The organism is Falsiroseomonas sp., from assembly GCF_051859025.1.
GTDB lineage: Bacteria > Pseudomonadota > Alphaproteobacteria > Acetobacterales > Acetobacteraceae > Falsiroseomonas.
In genome coordinates, this window is sequence record NZ_JBHYGL010000023.1 from 36,272 (window position 1) to 52,294 (window position 16,023).

General features: G+C 72.3%; 18 protein-coding genes. 8 read left to right on the forward strand and 10 right to left on the reverse strand.

Annotated features, from left to right (window positions below; genetic code table 11):
- The first annotated feature begins 1 nt into the window (after position 1).
- Positions 2–439: a large conductance mechanosensitive channel protein MscL gene (mscL, locus tag ACTIE5_RS18305; protein ID WP_439551478.1), complete on the forward strand. Its 438-nt coding sequence runs from the start codon at positions 2–4 to the stop codon at positions 437–439.
- Here mscL and ACTIE5_RS18310 read toward each other — a convergent pair whose 3' ends face one another.
- Together ACTIE5_RS18310 and ACTIE5_RS18315 are read right to left on the reverse strand one after the other, a co-directional pair.
- Entirely contained in the window at positions 440–1,342 is a 903-nt protein-coding gene (locus tag ACTIE5_RS18310) for a BMP family ABC transporter substrate-binding protein (protein WP_439551149.1), read from the reverse strand. It lies immediately after the preceding gene.
- 19 nt (positions 1,343–1,361) lie between these two features.
- Positions 1,362–2,342 (reverse strand): Bug family tripartite tricarboxylate transporter substrate binding protein, encoded by a 981-nt coding sequence (locus tag ACTIE5_RS18315; RefSeq protein WP_439551150.1) that lies wholly within the window; start codon positions 2,340–2,342, stop codon positions 1,362–1,364.
- Between the two features lie 229 nt (positions 2,343–2,571).
- Here ACTIE5_RS18315 and ACTIE5_RS18320 point away from each other — a divergent pair, with 229 nt between their 5' ends.
- The 7 genes from ACTIE5_RS18320 (at position 2,572) to ACTIE5_RS18350 (ending at position 8,499) form a co-directional block, all read left to right on the forward strand.
- On the forward strand, positions 2,572–2,931 hold the full coding sequence (locus tag ACTIE5_RS18320) for a hydroxyisourate hydrolase (RefSeq protein WP_439551151.1): 360 nt from the start codon (positions 2,572–2,574) through the stop codon (positions 2,929–2,931).
- A 20-nt stretch (positions 2,932–2,951) separates the two neighbouring features.
- On the forward strand, positions 2,952–3,680 hold the full coding sequence (locus tag ACTIE5_RS18325; protein ID WP_439551152.1) for an aspartate/glutamate racemase family protein: 729 nt from the start codon (positions 2,952–2,954) through the stop codon (positions 3,678–3,680).
- Positions 3,681–3,732: 52 nt separating this feature from the next.
- The gene (locus ACTIE5_RS18330) at positions 3,733–4,716 is read left to right on the forward strand and encodes a Bug family tripartite tricarboxylate transporter substrate binding protein (protein WP_439551153.1); all 984 of its coding nucleotides are present in this window, start codon (positions 3,733–3,735) and stop codon (positions 4,714–4,716) included.
- 74 nt (positions 4,717–4,790) lie between these two features.
- Entirely contained in the window at positions 4,791–5,765 is a 975-nt protein-coding gene (locus ACTIE5_RS18335) for a Bug family tripartite tricarboxylate transporter substrate binding protein (RefSeq protein WP_439551154.1), read from the forward strand.
- Positions 5,766–5,922: 157 nt separating this feature from the next.
- A complete protein-coding gene (locus tag ACTIE5_RS18340) occupies positions 5,923–7,218 on the forward strand; it encodes an MATE family efflux transporter (RefSeq protein WP_439551155.1) in 1,296 nt (431 codons plus the stop codon).
- A gap of 58 nt (positions 7,219–7,276) precedes the next feature.
- A complete protein-coding gene (locus tag ACTIE5_RS18345; protein ID WP_439551156.1) occupies positions 7,277–8,044 on the forward strand; it encodes a 3-ketoacyl-ACP reductase in 768 nt (255 codons plus the stop codon).
- On the forward strand, positions 8,041–8,499 hold the full coding sequence (locus ACTIE5_RS18350) for a MaoC family dehydratase (protein WP_439551157.1): 459 nt from the start codon (positions 8,041–8,043) through the stop codon (positions 8,497–8,499). The genes ACTIE5_RS18345 and ACTIE5_RS18350 overlap by 4 nt, the downstream gene beginning before the upstream one ends.
- Positions 8,500–8,506: 7 nt before the next feature.
- On the opposite strand, the gene ACTIE5_RS18355 is transcribed toward ACTIE5_RS18350, so the two are convergent.
- From ACTIE5_RS18355 to ACTIE5_RS18390, 8 genes are all read right to left on the reverse strand, one after another.
- Complete coding sequence (locus tag ACTIE5_RS18355) at positions 8,507–10,093, reverse strand: ABC transporter substrate-binding protein (RefSeq protein WP_439551158.1); 1,587 nt, start codon at positions 10,091–10,093, stop codon at positions 8,507–8,509.
- Between the two features lie 17 nt (positions 10,094–10,110).
- A complete protein-coding gene (locus ACTIE5_RS18360) occupies positions 10,111–10,719 on the reverse strand; it encodes a glutathione S-transferase family protein (RefSeq protein WP_439551159.1) in 609 nt (202 codons plus the stop codon).
- A gap of 64 nt (positions 10,720–10,783) precedes the next feature.
- Complete coding sequence (locus tag ACTIE5_RS18365) at positions 10,784–11,470, reverse strand: hypothetical protein (RefSeq protein ID WP_439551160.1); 687 nt, start codon at positions 11,468–11,470, stop codon at positions 10,784–10,786.
- Between the two features lie 38 nt (positions 11,471–11,508).
- Positions 11,509–11,727, reverse strand: coding sequence for a gas vesicle structural protein GvpA (gene gvpA / locus ACTIE5_RS18370; protein WP_092960919.1), 219 nt, complete (start codon positions 11,725–11,727; stop codon positions 11,509–11,511).
- Between the two features lie 173 nt (positions 11,728–11,900).
- Positions 11,901–12,440, reverse strand: coding sequence for a hypothetical protein (locus ACTIE5_RS18375; protein WP_439551161.1), 540 nt, complete (start codon positions 12,438–12,440; stop codon positions 11,901–11,903).
- Positions 12,437–12,946: a hypothetical protein gene (locus ACTIE5_RS18380; RefSeq protein WP_439551162.1), complete on the reverse strand. Its 510-nt coding sequence runs from the start codon at positions 12,944–12,946 to the stop codon at positions 12,437–12,439. The genes ACTIE5_RS18375 and ACTIE5_RS18380 overlap by 4 nt, the downstream gene beginning before the upstream one ends.
- Positions 12,943–13,428, reverse strand: coding sequence for a hypothetical protein (locus ACTIE5_RS18385; protein ID WP_439551163.1), 486 nt, complete (start codon positions 13,426–13,428; stop codon positions 12,943–12,945). The genes ACTIE5_RS18380 and ACTIE5_RS18385 overlap by 4 nt, the downstream gene beginning before the upstream one ends.
- Before the next feature lie 107 nt (positions 13,429–13,535).
- Complete coding sequence (locus ACTIE5_RS18390; RefSeq protein WP_439551164.1) at positions 13,536–16,022, reverse strand: hypothetical protein; 2,487 nt, start codon at positions 16,020–16,022, stop codon at positions 13,536–13,538.
- Position 16,023: the final 1 nt, after the last annotated feature.

Consider the following 16,023-nt stretch of genomic DNA (forward strand, 5'->3'; position numbering starts at 1 on the left):
GATGCCGCCGATTCCGATCACCGAACCCGCTTGGCTGCGCGAGTTCAAGGCTTTCATCATGCGCGGCAATGTCATCGACCTTGCCGTCGGCATCGTCATCGGCGCCGCCTTCACCACCATCGTCGGCAGCCTGGTGGAGGATTTGATCAACCCGCTGATCGGCCTTCTGATCGGCGGTATCGACTTCTCCAACCTCTTCATCGTCCTGACGGGCGAACGCCGGCCGAGCCTGGAGGCGACGCGGGAGGGCGGCGCGGCCGTGCTGGCGATCGGCCGCTTCATCAACGCCATCATCAAGTTCCTGATCGTGGCGATGGCGATATTCTGGCTGCTGAAGATCCTGACCAGGCTGCGGGTGCGGGAGGAAGCGGTGAAGGGCCCGACGCCGTCGGAGAAGCTGCTGGCGGAGATCCTTGAGGAACTGAAGAAGAAGCCCTGATCAGGGCTTCCATTCCGTGCCGGAAAACTGTTCCGGCACCGCCACCGCGCCGCCGAGGATCGCGATGCGCAGCGCCTCGCACCGCGCCGCGATCTCCGGCGCCACATCGGACGCATAGGCCAGGCGCACCGCGGCCGGATCCTCCAGCCCGATGCGCCGGTCCTCCCACCGATCGGCCAGGAAGGCTGCGATCGCGGCTTCCATCGTCACGCCATTGTCGGCGATGGCGGAGGCGATGAACACCGCATCCTCCCGCGTCCAGTCATGGACATTGCCGATGCAGCGGATGCCCGCTTCGCGGCAGGCCTCGATGGCGCCGGGGCGGCCGGCATCCAGCATCTGGAACTGCACCTCCGCCCCCGCGCCCGCCTGCGCCGCGGTCCATGCCTTCGCCAGTGCGGGGTCGTGCTGGTTGCCGCAGAAGCCCGTCAGCAGCCTTGCACCCGGTCGCGCATGGGCCAGGCCCGCCGCGAAGCCCGCGCGACCGCGCAGCCCCGGTGGCACGGGTTCGCCGGACAGATGCGCCGCCACGCCGCGCTGCATCCACCACCCCGCCAGCGCGCCGGCCAGGTAGGCGGATTGCTCCTGCAGCACCTCGAAGCACGCGATGTTGGGGCCGCTGATCCGGCCCTGCGTCACCGCGAAGGCGACATCCGGGAAGGCTGGCGCCACCTGGCGCACCGCTTCCTCCCCTTGCCCGCCATGGGCGATCACCAGGTCGCTGGCCCGCGCCGCTTCCTCCACCGTATCCGCGCGCCGCGCGGGGTCGTGCTGCCAGGCCTCCTGCACCGCGACAGGCAGGCGCGCGGCCGCGCGGCGGATTCCCGCCACCCCCGCGGCATTGAAGGCGCCGCCGCCGGGCTGGCCGAAGAAGATGGCGGTGACGCGTGGCTGGGTGCTCATGCCCACACGTCCCGCGCCCTCAATTCGCCGTCAAGCCGAGTGCCCTGACCGCGCCGCCCACCGTTCGGACCTCCTCCGCCACGAAGGCGGTGAATTCGGGCGGGGTCATCGCGCGCATGGCGATGCCGTGTTCGTCGATGCGCGCCCGCACCTGCGGGCTGGCCAGGGCGGCCATGGTTTCGGTGTGAAGCCGCTGGGTGATGGCGGGCGGCAGGCCGCGCGGCCCTGCCAGGCCAAGCCAATTCTCCGCCAGCAGGCCGGGGAAGCCGGCTTCCGCCGTGGTCGGCACCTCCGGCGCCATGTCCTGCCGGGCGGGGGCGGTGATGGCGATGGCGCGCAGCCTTCCCGCGCGGATGTTCTCCACATTCTGCGGCAGCGTGTCGAAGGACAGGGGAATGGCGCCGCCGAGCAGATCCGCCTGCATCGGCGCGCTGCCGCGATAGGGCACATGCGTCAACTGCGCGCCGGTGCGCTGCATGAACTGCTCTCCGAAGATATGGGCGACGGACCCGGCGCCGGATGTCCCGAAGCCCGGCGGCACGCGCTGCGCCTTCACCCAGGCCACCAGCCCCGCCAGGTCGGTCGCCGGCACCAGGCGCGGGTTCACCACGATCACCAGCGGCGTCGCGCCGAGATAGGCGATGTGCGTGAAGCCGCCGACCGGGTCGTAGGTCACGGATGGATAGATCGGCGGGGACATCACGATCGGCGCTGTGTTGGACAGCATCAGCGTGTAGCCATCCGCCGGCTGCGCCGCGACATAGGCGGCACCCAGCGTGCCGCCCGCGCCCGGCCTGTTGTCCACCAGGACCCGCTGCGGCAGGCGCTGGGACAGCACATCCGCCAGCACCCGCGCGACAATGTCGGACGACCCGCCGGGAGGAAAGGTGACAATGATTCGAATGGGCCGGTTGGGCCAATCCGTGGTTTGCGCCAGCGCCGGGATGGGCAGAAAAGGGGCGACAAGTGCTGCAATAACGGGCAGTTGGCGACGGCGCATGGGCAGAACTCCGGATGGCCGGCCACCCCCGCAAACCTCATGCCGGGGCCATGATCAACTGTCATGATTTACTGACATCAGAAAGTGTAAGGTTCCGATAGTGATTGCTGGCGGAGTCGTCAGGCTCGGTGCTAGGGTTTTGTTCAATGATCACCCAGCCCGCCCGCGACCGAGCCTGCCAGCCCCACCGGGGCCGGTATGCCGTCGCCGCCCAGGTATGGGTGGCGCGATGAGTGCCGGCGGCATTTCCACCCACGCGGTCGATGTGGCGCATGGTCGCCCCGGCACCGGCATGCGCGTCGAAATCCACCGCATCATGCCGGATGGCGAACGCCTTGTCCTGGCCGATGGCGTGCTCGGCGCCGATGGCGCGCTGGACCATCCCGTGAAGACCGGCGAAGGCGTGGAAGCCGGGGTGCATGAGGTGCTGTTCCACCTCGGCGCCTTCTTCGCCGCCACCGCGGAACGCCTGCCGCCGCCCTTCCTGGAAGTGGTGCCCTTCCGCTTCCGCGTCTTCGATGCGAGCCTGCACTACCACCTGCCCATCAAGTTCACGCCCTGGGGCTTTTCGCTCTACAGAGGCGCGTGAACTGGCATAGGGCTCGGGTCGTGCGTCTTCTCGTCATCAACAGCAACACCACCGATAGCGTCACCGCGCGCATCGCCGCCGCCGCCCGCGCGGCCGCGCGCACCGGCACGCTGGTCGAAGCCGTCTCCGCCCCCTTCGGCCTGCCGCTCATCGTCAGCCGCGCGGATTGGCTGGTGGCCGGCCCGGCGACGCTGGCCGCGCTCGCGGAACGGCGCGGCAGCTATGACGCCGCCATCATCGCCTGCTTCGGCGATCCCGGCCTCGATGCCGCCAAGGAACTGGCCGGCGTCCCCGTCATCGGCATCAGCGAGGCCGCCTTCCACGCCGCCTGCATGCTCGGCCGCCGTTTCGGCATCGTCAGCTTCACCGCCGCACTCCGCCCGATGTTCGAGGATGTGCTGGCCCATCACGGCCTGGCGTCCCGCTGCGCCGGCTTCCGCATGGGCCCCGCCTTCGCCGGCGACCCCGGCCTGGTGGCGGAGGAACGGTCCGCGCTGCTGGTCGATCTCTGCCGCCAATCGGTGGAACAGGATGGGGCGGAGGCCGTGATCCTCGCCGGCGGTCCGCTCGCGGGCCTGGCGCCCGTCATCGCATCCCAGGTCCCGGTGCCGCTGGTGGATGGCACCGTCGCCGCGGTCCGCCTGGCGGAGGCGCTGGTCGGCCTGGCGCCACCGCACGCCGCCGCCGCGCCCCGGCCCCGCGCGCTGACCGGCTTCGGCGACGGATTGGCGCGCCTCTACGGGGGATAGCGGCACGCGGATTGCTCCCCTCCCGGTCGCGTTTCAACACCGGAAGGCCCGCATGACCCCGAACCGCCGCAGCCTGCTGCTTGCCGCCGCTGCCACGACCCTCGCTGCCCCCCGCTTCGGCCATGCCCAGGCCGCCTGGCCCAACCGGCCCGTCCGCATCCTGAACCCCTATGCCCCCGGCGGCACCAGCGACCTCATCATCCGCCCGCTGCTGGAACGGCTGGAACGCGCCTTCGGCCGGCCCTTCGTGGTGGAGAACAGGGCCGGCGCCGGCGGGTCGCTCGCGACCGGGGAAGCCGCTCGCGCCGCGCCGGATGGCCATACGCTGCTCGTCTCCAACACCGGCCCGCTTGCCGTGGCACCCTTCCTCTTCACCAACCTGGCCTATGACCCGCGGCGCGCCTTCACCTGGGTCGGCATGCTCGGCGGCGCGCCCATCGTCTGCGCGGTGAAGGGCGATGGCCCGATCCGGGACCTGGCGCAGTATCGCGCCATGGCGGCCCGTGGGGCGGAGGAAGTGTCCTTCGGCTCCTCCGGCATCGGCTCCGTCGGCCACCTGACCGGCGTGATGTGGGGCATGCAGGCGGGCGTCCGGATGCTGCACGTGCCGTTCCGCGGTGCGGCGGAGGCGCAGCAGAGCGTGCTGGGTAACAACACCACCTCCCTCTGGGACACTTCCGGCGCCAATGCGGGCGCGATTCGTGGCGGGTTGCTGCGCGGCATCGCCGTCTCCTCCGCCCAGCGCATCAGCGCCATGCCCGATGTGCCGACGGTGGGGGAGGCCGGCTTCCCCGGTGCCGTCGCCACCAACTGGTTCCTGATGGCCGCCCCCGCCGGCATGGACCCCGGCATCGCGGCACGGGTGAATGAGGTGCTGCAACAGGGCCTCAACGATCCCACGGTGAAGGAGAGGCTGGAGGGCATCGGCGTCGTCTCCCTCGGCAACCCATCGCCGGCGGAGATCGCTGCCTTCGTCGCTTCGGAAGCGGATCGCTGGGGCCCCGTGGTGCGCGCCGCCGGCGTCCAGCCGAGTTGATCGGAACCGGGCGGCGGGGCCTTCGCGCCGCCCGATCGTCCTGGCAGCATGGGCACCCAACCGAGGTGACGCCCATGACCCCTTCGCGCCGCCGCCTTCTCCTGCTGACCATGGTCGCCACGCCGTCTCTGGCGCTGGCGCAGCCACAACCCTGGCCGACGCGGGCCGTGCGGATCATCGTCCCCTTTCCCGGCGGCGCGGGCACGGACACGCTGGCGCGCGCCTATGCGCACCGCCTGTCGGAGATCTGGGGCCAGCCGGTGGTGGTGGAAAACCGCGCCGGCGCCGCCGGCATCATCGGGACGGAGGCCGCCTTCCGCGCGCCGCGCGACGGCTACACGATCCTGATGGCCAATTCCTCCGTCCTCGCCATCGGCCCCGCCATCAACCCGACCCTGCCCTATGACCCCATCGCGGGCTTCGATCCCGTGGCGCTGGTAGGGTCCAACGACAATGCGCTGGTCGTGCGCATGCAATCGCCCTTCCAGACCGTGGCCGATGTGGTCGCCGCCGCCCGCGCCCGCCCCGGCATCCTGACCTATGCCACGCCCGGCACCGGCACCTCCGGCCACATGGCCGGGGAGTTCTTCAAGCAGCTCGCCAACATCGACATCACCCATGTCCCCTATCGCGGCAGCCCGCAGGCGCTGACGGATACGCTGGGCGGCCAGGTGGACATGACGATGACGACGCTGAATTCCATCGTCGCCGCCGTGCGCAGCGGCCAGGCCCGGGCGCTGGCCACCACCGGCCGCACGCGGGACCCGCTGCTGCCGGATGTGGCCACCCTCGCGGAACTCGGCTTCGCGGGCTACGAGGCCAGCGGCTGGCTCGGCTTCGTGGTGCCCGCCGGCACGCCGGCTGAGATCACCCGGAAGATCGCGGCCGACATCCGCCGCATCTATGACGATGCCAGCTTCACCGCCCGCATCGCCTCCCAGGGCATGCGCCCCATCATCAGCACCCCGGAGGAGTTCCGCGCCATCCTCGCCCCCGAACTGGCGCGGTGGCGAGAGGTCGCGCAGAAGGCCGGCGTCAAGCCGGAGTGATACCAACGGCCGGACGGAGTGACCTGCGGCGGGCGAAGCCGGCCGAGGCCGCGAATGCGGTCCGCCGGTCGTCCGGCGAGCCAAGGCCGCGAAGCGGCTGCCCGGCGCTTGAGGGCGGCAGAAGAATACCAACGAGTCGCTGCAAGCGGCCGTTGGCATGAGTCGCCTCCGCGCCATCCTGGTCCTGGCGGCGCCGACGGCCCTCGGCTCCATCCTCCAGGCCGGGGCGCAACTCGTGGAGATGTGGCTCGCGGCGCGGCAGGGCACGCCGGCGCTGGCGGGCTGGGCGGTGGTGCTGCCCTTCGCGCTGCTGATGCAGATGATGTCGGGCGGCGCCATGGGCGGCGGCGTCGTCTCCGCCATCGCGCGCTCGCTCGGCAGCGGGCGGCCGGACCAGGCGGCGGGGCTGGTGCTGCATGCCGGGCTGATCGCCGTGCTGGCGGGCCTGGCCTTCGCCATCCCGCTGGCGGTCTTCCCGAGGGAGGTGCTGGGCCTGGTCGGCGGCCCGGCGGCCGCGGAGGCAGCGGCGGCCTATTCCATGTGGCTCTTCGGCCTCGGCGCCGTGCCGTCCTGGATGGCGAATACCCTGGCCTCCGTCCTGCGCGGCGGCGGGCGCCATGCGCTGGCGGCGCGGGTGCTGGTCATCGCCTGGGCGGCCTATCCGCCGATCGGCTGGCTGCTGGCGGAGCCTTTCGGGATGGGGCTCGCGGGCCTCGGCGCCGCCTTCGGGGGTGTGTTCCTGGTGGCGTCGCTGGCGATGATGGTGGTGGTCTGGCGCGGCGGCGCGGGCTTCCGGCCGACGCTGCGCGTGCGTCCCTCCGGCGCCATGTTCTGGCGCATCCTCTCGGTCGGGCTTGTTGCCTGCGTCATCGCGGCCATCGCCAACATGACGACCATCATGGTGACGGCGCAGCTTGCCCCGCTGGGTCCGGCCGTGGTCGCGGGCTATGGCATCTCCGCCCGGCTGGAATTCCTGATGATCCCGCTGGTCTTCGCGGTGGGATCGGCGCTGACGGCGCTGGTGGGCCGCGCGGTCGGCGCCGGGGATTGGGCGGAGGCACGGCGCATCGCCTGGACCGGCGGCGCCATGGCCTTCGGCGTCGCCTTTTCCATCGGCGTGGTGGTGGCGATCTTCCCCGCCTTCTTCGCCCGCCTGTTCAGCGGCGATCCGGCGGTGGTGGCGGTGGCGACGCAGGCGCTGGGCATCATCGGGCCGGCCTATGGCGGCTTCGGGCTCGGCATGGCGCTGTACTTCGCCTCCCAGGGTGCCGGGCGGATGCGCTGGCCGCTGGCGGCCGCGGCGTCCCGCTTCGCCTTCGCGGTCGGCGGCGGCTTCGTGCTGGCGCAGTGGCTGGACATGGGCCTGGCGGGCCATTTCATCGGCGTGGCGCTCGGCATCACCGCCTATGGCGCCGTCATCGCCGCCAGCATCCGTCCAAGCCTCTGGCGCTGAAAACGCGCGGGCGGCATCCTGGCCGCGGAGGAAACACCATGACCCAGGACATCGCCGCATGAGCCGCCCCGTCGCGCTGGTGACGGGCGCACGACGCGGCATCGGCCGCGCTTCCTGCGTGGCCCTGGCCCGCAAGGGCTACGACATCCTGGGCTGCGACCTGGCGGAGGACGGCTTCGCCGAGACCGCGTCAGCCGTGGAGGCCGCCGGCGCGCGCTTCGACTGGACGCTTTGCGATGTCGCGGACCTCGATGCCGTCGCCGCCATGGTCGCCTGGGCCTGGGACGCGGGGCAGGGGCTGGAGGCGCTGGTGAACAATGCCGGTGTCGGCGCCATGCAGCGGGGCGACATCCTCGATGTTTCCGCCGAATCCTGGGACCGCTGCATGGACATCAACGCCCGCGCGCCCTTCTTCGTGACCCAGGCGGTGGCGCGGCGGATGGTGGCGGAAGGCGCGCCGATGCGGGGCAACCGCGCGGTCGTCTTCGTCTCCTCCGCCAACGCCCTGATGGCGTCCCCCGACCGCACCGAATACACTGCCAGCAAGACCGCGGTCAGCATGGTGGCGCGCTGCTACGCCTTCCGCCTGGCGGAGGACGGCATCCCCGTCTTCGACATCCGCCCCGGCGTCATCCGCACCGACATGACGGCACCCGTGGTGGCGAAATACGAACAGCGCATCGCCGATGGCCTGTCCCCCATCCGCCGCTGGGGCCAGCCGGAGGATGTCGGCAACGCCATCGCCGGCCTGGTCAGCGGCGCCATCCCCTTCAGCACCGGCGACGCCTTCCACATCGATGGCGGCCTGCACATGCACAAGCTGTGAAACTCGACCCCGCCCTGCTGCGGTTCGAGGACGCGGCCATCGGCCTGCAATTCGAGACCGGCGGCATCGTGGTGACGGAGGCGCATATCGTCGCCTTCGCCGGCCTCACCGGGGATTTCTTCGACATCCACATGGATGACGACTACGCCCGCGCCCTCGGCTACCCCGGCCGTGTCGCGCATGGCCTGCTGGGCCTGGCGCTTTGCGATGGCCTCAAGAACCGCGCGCCGGTGAAATTCGCGGCCATCGTGTCGCTGAACTGGCGATGGAGTTTTGCCGGTCCGATCCTGGTGAATGACCGCATCGCCGCGCGCATCACCGTGCTGTCGAAACGCGCCACGAAGAACCCGGCCCGCGGCATCATCACGCTGGGCTTCGACCTGCTGAACCAGAAGAACGACGTGGTGCAGCGGGGTGAGAACGACCTGATGGTCCACACCCGCGCTGCGCCCTGAGGCGACGCTACCGCGCCGCCTTCCGGATGTTCCACGCGATGATGATGCCCGGCATCGCCAGCACGTCGCTGATCCGTGGCGTGACGGCGGATGGCAGGTACCACTGGCCGAAGGGGACGTAGGGCACCAGGCGATAGGCGCTGGCGTGCAACTCATCCAGGATGCGCTTCCGCTCCTCCGCCGTCGCGGCATAGGGGAAGCTGTCGATCAGCGCCTGGTGTGCCGCATCGCAGGGCCAGCCCGGCCAGGCCGCATCGCAGCTCGCCGCCATCGGCACATTGCCCACGGGATCGCTGGCGCCGAGGCCGTTCCAGAAGGTCAGGCCGATATGCCAGCCGCCCTCCGCCGGCGGTCGCCTGTTCGCCCGCCGCCCGGCCATGGAGGCGAAATCCGTGGCCTGCACATCCGTCCGGAACCCCACGGACTGCATCTGCTGCGCCAGCACCAGCGTCGCCGCATGCATGAAGGGATTGTCGGTCGGGTCCATGATGACGATCGGCGCGCCATCATACCCGCTCTCCCGCAGCAGCTGCCGCGCCCGTTCGCGCGCCGCCGGTGAACCGAGCCCCGCCGGCACCCCCGCATTCGTCTCCTGCGGCGACCCGCAGACGAAGAAGGCGTGGCACACCTGGTACAGCGAGGGGTCCGGGAACATCGCCTGGAGGAATTCCTCCTGGTTCACCAGCTGCATCAACGCCTGCCGCGCGCGCGGATCGTTGAAGGGCGGGTGGATGTGGTTCATGCGGATCATGCCCGGCGCGCCGAGCGTGTTGGTCCGCACGATCCGCATTCCCCGTCGCTGCAGCAGCGGCAGGAAATCGACGCCGGGGCTTTCGATGTAGTCGATCTCGCCCTGGATCAGCGCGAGCGCCGAGGTCTGCGCATTGGCGATGTTCAGCCATTCCACGCGATCGACATGCGCGACCTTGCCGCCCGCCGTGCCGGAAGCGGGTTCCCGCCGCGGCACATAGGCCGGGTTGCGGCGATAGACGACGGTGCTGCCCGGCACCCATTCCTCACGGACAAACATGAAGGGCCCGCTGCCGATGGTGTCGCGGATGGCGGTGAAGGGATCGGCCGCGGCGATGCGCGCGGGCATGATCGCCGGCATGTTGCCCGCGGGCTTCGACAGCGCATCCAGCATCAGCGCATAGGGCCGGCGCAGCTGCCACACCACGGTCTTCCCATCCGCATCGGCGGCCAGGCTGGTGGTGATGGCAATGATCTGCCGCCCATGCGGGTCCCGCGCCCCCCAGCGGCGCAGCGACACCACCACATCCTCCGCCGTCACCGGCGCGCCGTCATGAAAGGCCAGGCCATCGCGCAGCGTGAAGCGCCAGGTCAGCGAGTCCGCCGAAACGCTCCAGGCACCGACCATCTGCGGCTGCGGCCGCTGCTCCGCATCCCGCCCGAACAGCTGGTCGTAGATCATCTGGGCGTGGGAGGAGACGACGCCGGCGGTGGTGTTGATGGGATCGAGCGTCTGGAGATCCGCATTCGGCACCATCCGCAGCACGCGGTCCGGCGGCACCGTCTGCGCCACGGCACCGCCCGCCATCAGCGCGAGGGCCGCCGCCAGCCAGGTCTTCTTCATGGTGTCTCTCCCGATCCTCATTCCAGCCTCGCCCCTTCCGGCACGCGCATGCCGCGCCGCACCGCGGGCCTTTCGCCCATTCGCGCGAACCAGGCCGCGAGATACGGCGTCGCGGATAATTCACGCGCGGCCCAGTGGTGCTTCGCCACCCAGGGATAGGCCGCGATATCGGCGATGCTGCATGCCTGGCCCGCGAGGTAGGGAACCGCCGCCAGCCGCCCCTCCAGCAGCCGATAGACGCGATCCACCAGCGCCGTGCTGTGCGCCCGCGCCGCTTCCGGCTTCTCCGGCGCCAGGCCCGTCCAGTGATGCGCCTGGCCGGTGAAGGGGCCGAGCGAGGTCAGCGCCACCATCAGCCAGGACAGCGTCGTCGCCCGGTCCTCCCCCCACAGCACGCCGTGGCGTTCCGCCAGGTGCAGCAGGATGGCGCCGCTTTCGATGATGGCGCGCCCGTCCTCCACCAGGATCGGGATCTTGCCATAGGGATTCAGCGCCAGGATTTCCGGCGCGAATTGTTCACGCGCGCGGATGTTCACGCCCGTGACGGCGTAGGTGAGCCCGCATTCCTCCAGCATGATGGAGACGCGCTGCGAATTCGGCGTCGCCCATCCGTAGAAATGCAGCATGAGGGCCCCGTCGCGGTGTCGCGGGACCCTGCCATCATGCCGGCGGCAAGCGCAAGCCGCGCGGTCAGCCGATGGCGGCGCGCGCCGCGGCGATCCAGCTTTCCGGCCGCAGCAGGCGACTGACCTCGCCGAGCTGCTGCGCCAGCCGCGCGGGGTCCGCCTCCGCCAGATCCTCGCAGCTGCGATAGCCGATCTGCGCAAGACGGTGGCGCATCCCCGGGCCGAGTTCGCGGATCGCGGAAAGGTCCGTGGCCACGGCAACCAGGTCGATCGCGGTCGGCGCATCCGCCGTCACGTCGATTGCCGCTTCCACGGCGATGGGCTGCGCGATGACGGGCTCATCGACGACCGGTTCATCGAAGACCGGTTCATCGTTGACCGTCTCGGCGACGCTGGACTCATCGGCGATGGGGCTCTCCGCCACCATCGCCTCCTCCGCCGGCGCCGTGTCGTCCTCGACCGGCAGAGGGACCTCCGCCACCGCGGGCGGGGGCGGTTCCGGTGGCGCCAGGGCGCGCTCCGCCTCCATCAGGCTGGCGAAGACGGAACGCGGTGCCGCCTCCGTCACAAGCGGAGCGGGCGCATCCGCCATCGCCGCCGCCTCCGGCGTCTTCTTCGCGGGCGGCAGGATCCGGGCGGCGCGCAGCGCCTCCCGGTTCGCCCGCAGCGCGGCGCGCAGATCGCCGCGCTGGGCCACGCGCGCGGCCCGGTAGGCTTCCAGCGCCGCGCGGCCACCCAGGCCGTGCGACACCTGTTCCCGTTCCTCCGTCACGGCGCGCGCGGCGCGCTTCAGGCCGCGGCCGCGGCCGGGTCGGTCGTCAGGCCCACCGCCTCGGCATATTTCAGGTAGGTCTCGACGGAGGCGACCACCGCGCGGATCTCGATGGCGATGAGCTCGATGCCCACCAGCGCGACGCGGATGAAGGCGTCGACGACGACGCCCTTGTCGAGGATGCGGTCGATCACCTCGGCGAGGGAGGAGGAGGCGAGGCTCTTGTTGATGGTCATCGGGCGACTCCATGTTGGGTTCCGCGCCGCCCGGACATCCGGGATGGCGCCGCGCCGCCCGCTCCGCGGTGGCGACATCCGTCACTCTCGTCGCGCCAGATTGCGGAACGGTTCACGCGGGGGCCGTCAAGCAAAAATGACGCGATCATCATGAATCACTCAGTGCCGCGCCATCACTGCCGGTGCATCGCGGTCAGGAAGGCGGACAGCACGGCGCGATAGCCCGAAACCGCTTCCGCCAGGCGCACCTTCAGCGTCGCCGCATGCACCATCAGCTCCGCGGGGGACAGCGCGGCATCGTCGATCGGGATGTCGCTCACCACGTCGCGCCGCGCGTCATGGGCCTCGAAGAAGCGCAGCGCCTCCTCCAGCTCGTTGAAGGTGGCGACATGGAACTGCCCGGCATTGCCATGCGTCTCCCCCAGCACGCGGATATCGGCGACAAAGCCGCCCTCATCCGTCTCGTAGAGGCTCAGCTCATGCCACTGGCTCGCGCCCGCGCGTTCGCCGCTGTGGCGGCTGACCAGGCGCCCCGTGAAGCTCAGCGGCCGCGCGCCGCTGCGCCGCAGCGTGAAGCTGCCAGGCGCCGCCCTGTCGGCGCGGGCGACGCCGGCGCGCGCGAAGGCCGGCGCCGCATCGCGCAGGCTCACCGGTTCATCCACGCCATAGGCTTCATAGACGCCGATCGGCTCATGCACGTTGATGACGTTCATCGTGATTCTCCTCCGGGGGCGGGATGGCGGGATGCCGTCCGGCCTGGGTCGTTCTCCGCGTCGTCCGGCGCCGATACCGGGCCGAAGCTCGCCGCCAGCAGGTCCCGCCACACTGCGCGCAGCCGCGGCGCGATGGTCGCGGCCTCCGCCAGCGCGGCGCGGCTTGGCCCGGATGTCGCGGCCTGCGGCACCAGCGCCGCCGGCGGCAGGTCGCGCAGCGGGTCATGGCCGTGCAGGAAGCGCAGCAGCGTCGGCGCATCGCCTGCCGCCAGCGCGTAGCAGCGTTCCTCCGCCCCCGCCGCATCGCGCAGCCGGTGGCGGATGGCGCAGACGAAACCGCCGGAGGCCGCTTCATGCAGCGTGACGCAGGACGCCACCGGCAGGTCCGGCGGCGCCGCTTCCATCCGCGCCAGCAGCCGTCCCTGGAAGCCCAGCGGGCGGAGGCCATGGCGCGGCAGCAGGATGAAGTCGAAGCCAGCCGCCATCTCCGCCCCCGGCGCCGTCATGCCGGGATGTCCGCATCCAGCACGAACAGGACATCGCCCAGCAGCCCGCGCCATTCGCGCGTCACTGCCTCCGCCCGTCCGCGCAGCGCCGCCGCGCGCAGCGCCACCTCCACGCCGGAAAGCCGCCGGTCGGAGGCATCGAAATCCACGCTCAGGTCAGCCAGCGGGTCGAAGGCCTCCAGCCAGTCCAGCGCCTCCGCCAGATCGGGGAACAGCTCCGCGCGATGCACATCCGCGGCGTCCCCGCCCGGGCTTCGCGTGCGCAGCGCCACCGCGACCTCCCGCGATCCCTCGATCTGCCAGATCGAGACCTCATGCCAGGCGGTGCTGGCCGCCGCGCAGGACCGGCCTTCGGTCAGCAGCCGGCCGCGCAGCCGCACCGGCTTCGCGCCGCTGACCCGCAGCGTCACCGGCCGCACTGCCGGATCGGCCGCGGGCGGCCCCGCGGCGGTGGCCTGGCCGATGATTGCCACTGACACCATGGCCAACCTCCTGTCGCCCCGCTCGGCGCGGGGCCTGGCGCGCGCATGGCGGCGCGCCTCGTGGCTTCCCCTGGCCTACACCCGCCGCAGTGAAGCGCGGGTTAAGGTCATGCCGCGCGGGCCGCCGTGGTCGCTGGGCTGCCCGCCGCGTCGCTCGCCAAGGCCAGCGCCGTGGCCACCGCCTGCAACTGCCCGATGACGGTGCCGATGCTGTCCAGCAGCGCCGGAGTTTCCGCGCCGAAGGCCGCGGGCAGGGCAGGGGGCGCGGGCCCCGCGCTGGCCTCCGCCAGGCTTTCCGCGGCCGCCAGCAGGGCGGAGGCTTCCCGCCCCACCGCGCCCAGATGGTCCAGCGCCTCCTGCAGCGCCGCCGGCGCGGCCTGGCCCGTCAGCGCCGCCCGCAGCCGCCCGGCAGCACCCTCCACTGGGCCGCTATCCGCTGGAGCAGTCAGGTCGCGCAGCGTTCCCACCTGGCGCGCCAGCTCCGCCATCACCTCCTGCCCCGGCCGGGCGGCGTCCTGCAGCAGCCGGGCCGCGGCTTCCACCGCGCCGGCGCTTTCCTCCATCCGCTCCCGCGCCGTCCCGGCGGATTGCGTGAGTTGCGTGGCCAGCGACACCAGCTCCCCCGTCGCCTGGGCGCGGGAAGCCGCTTCCGCCTCCGCCTGCCGCGCCAGGCGTCCGGCCAGGTCGGTCGCGGCGGCGGAAACACTCGCCCCCGCCGCCGCCGCGGCCTCCGCCAGGCCCTCCAGCCGCGCCGCCGGGGCGGCCAGCGCTTCGGTCACCTGGTCCGGCAGCCCGGCCTCCAACTGCTCCGCCAGCGCGGCGGACAGCGTCGCGGCCTGGGCCACCAGATTGTCCTCCAGCCGCTGGTCCAGCGCCTCTCCGATGCGCGCCGGCAGCCCTTCCAGCGCCGCGAGCCCGGCTTCCAGCCTTTCCCCGATCCCCGCCGCCGCCACCCGTTCGCCCACCGCCTCGGGCAGCGTGGAGAGCGCCGATTCCAGCCGCTCCACCTGCGCCAGGGCTGCGGCGGCCAGCGCCGGCTCCATTCGCGCTGCCACCGCTTCCGGCAACTCCGCCAGGCCCGCTTCCAGCGCCATGGCCGCCTGTTCCGCCTGCATCGCCGCCGCCGCGATCGCCGGCTGCACCTGCGCGGCCAGCGCGCCCGGCATGGCCGCCAGCCCGGCATCCAGCCGCTGCGCGACGGCGGCGGAAACGGCATCCGCCACCGCCATCCCCTGCGCCGCCGTCGCCGTCGCCAGCCCGGCCTTCACCCGGTCCGCGATCGCGCCCGGCAGCGCGGCCAGCCCGGCGCCGACGCGCTCCGCCAGCCGCTCCGCCACCGCGGCCGAGACCTCCGCCCCCTGCGCGGCCGAAGCCGAGAGCAGCGCCGTCTCCACCCGGTCCCCCACCAGCGAGGGCAGCGCCACCATCCCCGCCTCCAGCCTTTCGGAGGCCACGGCCAGCGCCACGCGGTTCTCCTCCAGCTTCGGCATCACCGCGTCCCGCATCTGCGCGCCGAGTTGCGCCGGCAGCGCCGCCAGCGCCTCCTCCATCCAGGCCGCGCGGCCCGCCTGTTCCACGCGCCCGCTTGCCACCAGCGTCTCCAGCCGCGCGGCCAGCGGCGTGATCGCGGCATCCACCCGCGCGGCGGCTTCCTCGCCCTGGCGCAGCACCTCGGCCGTCACCGTCTCCGTCGCCGCGGCGACGCGCGCTTCCAGCCGCGCCGCCGTCGCCTCGGCCCGCGCCTCGGCGCCTTCGGCCACCCGCGCCATCGCCGCCCGAGCCTCGGCCGCCTGGCTGGCGAGGGGTTCGATCTCCTCCGCCAGGCTGCCCATCGCCGCCTGCGCGGAGGACGCCTGCTCGACCACCGCCGCCACTTCCGCCCGCAGCGCATCGAGCGTCGGCGTCGCCTGCCCGGCCGCTTCCAGCCGCGCCATCAATTCATCGATCCGTGCCCGCAGCGGCTCCAGCCCCTCGGTCGATCGGTCGATCCGCGCGGCGGAGGTGACGAGCCGCGCCTCCGCCCCCTTGGCGATTGCCTCGATCAGCCGCGCCGATTCCTGCGCGGTGGCGAGCGCGCCGCCGATCGCGGCCTGTTCCCCCGCCGCGCCGTCCCGCGCCGCATCCCGTGCCGCGCCACCGGCCAGCGCCGCCAGCGCCGCCGCCAGCGCCAGGCCCGCGGCCAGCAGCAGCCGCAGATCGACGGGGCCGGACCGCCCCTGTTCCCGCAGCGCCGCCACGGTGCCGTCCAGCCGCTGCACCAGCGATGTCAGCACCAGGGCCGGCGGCGTTTCCTGCGCCCGCCGATCCTCCGCCGCCGCCACGGCTTCCAGCCTGGCCCGCGCCACCCGCGCCGCCAGCGGCAGGTCGCTGCCCTGCAGCAGCGCCGCGACGCCGCGCAGATCCTCCACCAGCGCGCCGCGGTCCCCCGCCGTCAGCGCCGCCACCAGCGCCGCCGGATCGGCCGCCGCCATCGGCGCACCCGCCGGCATCACCGGTTGCGGTTGCAGCACCGCCCAGCCCAGCAGCGCCGCGCTGGCCAGCGCCGTCCCGCCCGCCAGCCAGCGCCCCAATTCCATCCCGCCGGGAGCCCTCATC